Origin of the sequence: Hydrocoleum sp. CS-953 (assembly GCF_002260545.1) — a bacterium.
In the GTDB taxonomy this organism is placed as follows: Bacteria; Cyanobacteriota; Cyanobacteriia; order Cyanobacteriales; family Microcoleaceae; genus Trichodesmium.
In genome coordinates this window covers 1-4235 of the sequence record NZ_LGSU01000683.1, presented here as the reverse complement: position 1 = coordinate 4235, position 4235 = coordinate 1, and the positions used below count along the sequence as shown (strand labels likewise).

At 36.1% G+C, this 4235-nt stretch carries 6 protein-coding genes; 4 read left to right on the top strand and 2 right to left on the bottom strand.

Going from position 1 to position 4235, the window contains the following annotated elements; translation table 11 throughout:
- Positions 1-102: 102 nt before the first annotated feature.
- From AFK68_RS07850 to AFK68_RS07840, 3 genes are all read left to right on the top strand, one after another.
- Complete coding sequence (locus tag AFK68_RS07850) at positions 103-576, top strand: molybdenum cofactor biosynthesis protein MoaE (protein ID WP_210407286.1); 474 nt, start codon at positions 103-105, stop codon at positions 574-576.
- Positions 577-981: 405 nt separating this feature from the next.
- A complete protein-coding gene (locus tag AFK68_RS07845; RefSeq protein ID WP_094672268.1) occupies positions 982-1638 on the top strand; it encodes a sigma-70 family RNA polymerase sigma factor in 657 nt (218 codons plus the stop codon).
- A 186-nt stretch (positions 1639-1824) separates the two neighbouring features.
- Positions 1825-2361: an anti-sigma factor gene (locus AFK68_RS07840; RefSeq protein WP_094671610.1), complete on the top strand. Its 537-nt coding sequence runs from the start codon at positions 1825-1827 to the stop codon at positions 2359-2361.
- Between the two features lie 32 nt (positions 2362-2393).
- On the opposite strand, the gene AFK68_RS07835 is transcribed toward AFK68_RS07840, so the two are convergent.
- Positions 2394-2804 carry a gamma-glutamylcyclotransferase gene (locus AFK68_RS07835; RefSeq protein WP_094671609.1) on the bottom strand — a complete coding sequence of 137 codons (411 nt, stop codon included), beginning with the start codon at positions 2802-2804 and terminating at the stop codon, positions 2394-2396.
- 74 nt (positions 2805-2878) lie between these two features.
- Positions 2879-3131 (bottom strand): aconitase family protein (locus AFK68_RS44520; protein WP_371357278.1); only part of this gene is annotated, 253 nt, incomplete at its 3' end.
- Between the two features lie 344 nt (positions 3132-3475).
- Here AFK68_RS44520 and AFK68_RS07825 point away from each other — a divergent pair.
- Complete coding sequence (locus AFK68_RS07825) at positions 3476-4078, top strand: glyoxalase-like domain protein (RefSeq protein WP_094671608.1); 603 nt, start codon at positions 3476-3478, stop codon at positions 4076-4078.
- The last annotated feature ends 157 nt before the right edge of the window (positions 4079-4235 follow it).

Genomic DNA, 4235 nt, shown 5'->3' with positions numbered 1-4235 from the left:
ATCAATTATTGATTACAACTGATAACTGAAAAAGGAGAGGCTTGAAACCTCTGGAGATTAATTATAAATTATCTATTATTAATTATCAATTATTCATTATCCATGCCTTTATCTACTAAACCACAACAAAAACAGGATAACTTTTCTATTACTATAGCTCCTTTATCTATTGAAGATATTTACGCATTGGCAAATAATCCAGCCAATGGTGCTGTAGTAGTAATGAGCGGAATGGTTCGTAATCAAACAGACGGTCAATCTGTAGTTGCCCTAGAATATCAAGCCTATCAACCCATGGCTATCAAAGTATTTGAACAAATTGCCACAGAAATTCGTAGTCAATGGCCAGATATTAATACCGTTGTAATTCATCATCGGGTGGGACGTTTAAAGATTGGTGAAATTAGTGTTTTAGTGGCCATTGGCTGTCCACACCGTTCCGAAGCCTTTGAAGCTTGTCGTTATGCCATTGATACTTTGAAACATACTGCCCCTATCTGGAAAAAAGAACATTGGGCTGATGGTTCCAGTAGTTGGGTCAGTATTGGAGCTTGTGAAATGGAGAATGAGGAGTAGTGGTTTGTTAATTTTCACATTGTGAGAGACGTTTCCTGGAAAGACAAGGGGAAAGGTAGACAAGGGAAACAATTTAACAGTACCCATCAAATTAATCTGGACAGACCAGTAGGATAGTTAGGAGTCGGGACTGGAGAAGTTGGGAAATATGTTGAAGTGGAGAGTGAGGAGTAGTGGTTTGTTAATTTTCACATTGTGAGAGATGTTTCCTGGAAAGACAAGGGGAAAGGTAGACAAGGGAAACAATTTAACAGCTATACCCATCAAATTAATCTGGACAGACCAATAGGATAGTCGGGAGTCGGGACTCGAGAAGTTGGGAACTCTGTAAAATATTTCTCGTCTAGGTAGGTATAGGTAACTGTAGCTAAATAGGAAAACAAAACTATTGAGCCAATTCCGCCAATGAGTCAATATATATCTGTACCCTGGTCTAAGGTTGAAACAACCCTTTCGCAAGTGGAATTGCCACCAGAAAAACTCTCTAACTACGATCTAGTATTGCGTTGCCAACAAGGTAGTCGCCCAGATCGAACTATATTCGCCGAACTTCTACATCGGTACCAACCCCATGTGGATAAAATTTTGTATCACTTGGCCCCCGAATGGCAAGATCGCTCAGATTTGGCTCAAGAAGTTTGGATTCGTGTATACCGTAATATTAAACGCTTACAAGAACCAGCTAAGTTCAAGAGTTGGCTAAGTCGTATAACTACTAACTTGTTTTACGACGAGTTACGGAAACGAAAAAGAGTTACCCCTCCTCTATCATTGGATGCCCCTCTGGCTTTAGAGGATGGTATGATTGATTGGGAGATTGCTACAGATACTCCTGGGCCAGAAGAAGAATTAACTACACAAGAGTTTTATGACCGTCTTAGGGATGCCATCGCTCAATTACCTGAAGTATTCAGAGTAACTATTGTTTTGAGAGAAATTGAAGGTTTATCTTATGAAGAAATTGCAGAAATTACTGGAGTTTCTCTAGGAACTGTTAAATCAAGAATTGCTAGAGCTAGACAAAGATTACAATTGCAGCTCCAAAAATATTTGGATATTTGATGGTTGAAATAGGCTGAATTAAGTTATTAAATTCTCTTGTAAATCAACTCAAAAATTGACCTCAAAAAATCAACAAATAAAATTTTAATAGAGACTTCAAAACATTAACCTAAATTTCAACTAAAAAAATCTTTTAATCTATAGAAAAATTTATCAAAAAATATCAAGTTTTTATGTGGTTTGAATATGAGTGAAAATTTTGATTTAGATGACTTTGACGATGGGGTTCAGGGTGAAAAAATAGTTATGAAACAAGAAAGATTTGAATTAGTAAGTGCATACCTTGATGGTGAAGTGACACCATCACAACGTAGAGAAGTAGAAGCTTTACTAGCTAAAGATCCAGTTGCTAAACATCTTTATCAGAGATTAGTACAACTACGTTCTGAGTTTCAAAGAATGCCAATAACTCCAACAGTAGAAACTGTAGATAGAACAGTTGAACAAGTATTTGAAAAAATTGACCGTAGATCGAAACGGACTTTGATTTGGCGTGGTAGTGCCATCGCTGCTCTATTTATAGGAGTTATATCGGGAATTATTTCTGCTACTCGTTCTCCAGTAATTCAGTTAGTGGATGAATCTGTGCCTGATACTGAACCTGTACAAATAGCTTTAAATGAACCTATTATAGAAATAGTTAACCCCAATAATGTTATGTTAACTGTCAATGAACCATTGTTTCAAATTCCCCAACCTTCTGTTACACCTGTAGAAAATTAATATAATAGTAGTTATTAAATAATTATCTTACTTTAAGTTGATATCTTGCCTGTCCAACATCCACTAGGTAAGAATTTACCACCAAGTAACTTAACTTTTTCCGGTAACATTAAATAGCTCCAAACTGTCCATAAATATTTTCCATCAAGTCCAAAAGTAGGAATTTTTTGTCTTTGATACTCGTTTTCTTCTGGAGGGCGTTCAGGATGATAATCTTCTAACTTATCTAGCTCTAGTAAAACCTTTGGATTTCTAAATGATAAAACAAATCCATGCACATTACTCTCTCCTCCAGTCATTGCTGGATAACCAATAGGTAGTTCATACAACAAACCTTTTGCTACTGCGGGAAAAAATTCCACAACATATTCAGCACAATAGGATAGATAGTTTACCTCACCTGGTTTGAGAGTACCATAGACAAATACTCTAAAATAACTCATAAGTATCTGGCCATAAATCAAGTTAATATTGAAAAGGAGTTAGGATAGCTGATAATTTAGTGACCTATAGAACNAAGCCTCTACCAGAGCGATCCGATCGTCGTCGCGGCCGGTGAATTTCAGATAGCGGATGGTCTCTTCGTCGATCGGGAAGAAGCCACAGGTCGCGCCATATTCCGGCGCCATGTTGGCGATGGTCGCCTGATCGGCGAGGGTAAGGTGATCCAGGCCCGCACTTTTCGGAACAATTTTTTCAGCACAATAGGATAGATAGTTTACCTCACCTGGTTTGAGAGTACCATAGACAAATACTCTAAAATAACTCATAAGTATCTGGCCATAAATCAAGTTAATATTGAAAAGGAGTTAGGATAGCTGATAATTTAGTGACCTATAGAACATAATAGTTTTGGCAAATTTACCTCCTACAGTTATTGTAGGTTTAATTTTGTTTAGCTACTTACTAAATCAGATTTCCTGATGTTATTAATGAAGGGATGCAACAAGTAAAAGCTGATGGAGAAAAAATTATAACTATACTTTCTCGATCTAAAATGGATTGAGCATTACAGTCTAAACAAAACTAAATTTGCTAATATAGTATAGTTATAAGTCTGAACTAAAATTAAATTAAATTTATTCAATAGTAATTATTTAAACCTAATCTTTAGATGATGTCAGTAGTAAATATTATGGCTTTTTTGCTTCCCCAGTTACCTCTAAGTGCTTTTTTACCAGAATTGCCTCTTGATAGTCTATTTTCTACTCAGGGAATAATGGTTATGCTATTAGCTGCTTATGCTGTAGCTATGTGGATGTTTCTGACCAGCGCCCCAAAAGTTCATACAATTATGGTATCCGACTTGGCGATCGCCCAACAATTATATGAAGGACTACTGGAGTTACCAGTAGCAGAAGTTCCCTTACATTACTACTATAATTATGAACAAACATTAGGAGCAACAGGTATAGATCCACTTTACCTATCAAATGATTATACCAGACCCAGCACTACTAACCAAGGAACAGCACCTTCAGATGGTTTATGGTATCAATTAATGAAAAATACTCAACTACACATTATCAGTGGAGCGAGTCTCGGAGCAAAAAACCACCAACGTCATGTTTGTTTTGATAAAGACTGTTTAGAACAAATATTAATGCGTGTACAAATGCGAGGTCTTAAGTACAAAATTAGGTCAGAAAAACCTCTTAATTTATTGGTTAAAGACTGGAATAGTCGAGTCATAGAAATAGCAGAAGTTAAGAACTAAAGATTATAAGCATTAAGTTATTAGCAGTCAGGTTTCAGCTTTTCATCAATCATAACTATGGAAATAGCTTTTGAAATAATTAAGTAATGACTAAGGTTAGTTCATTAATTGATAATTACCTCTGGTTAAAACCGTTACGGAATTGAATATAAGGAAA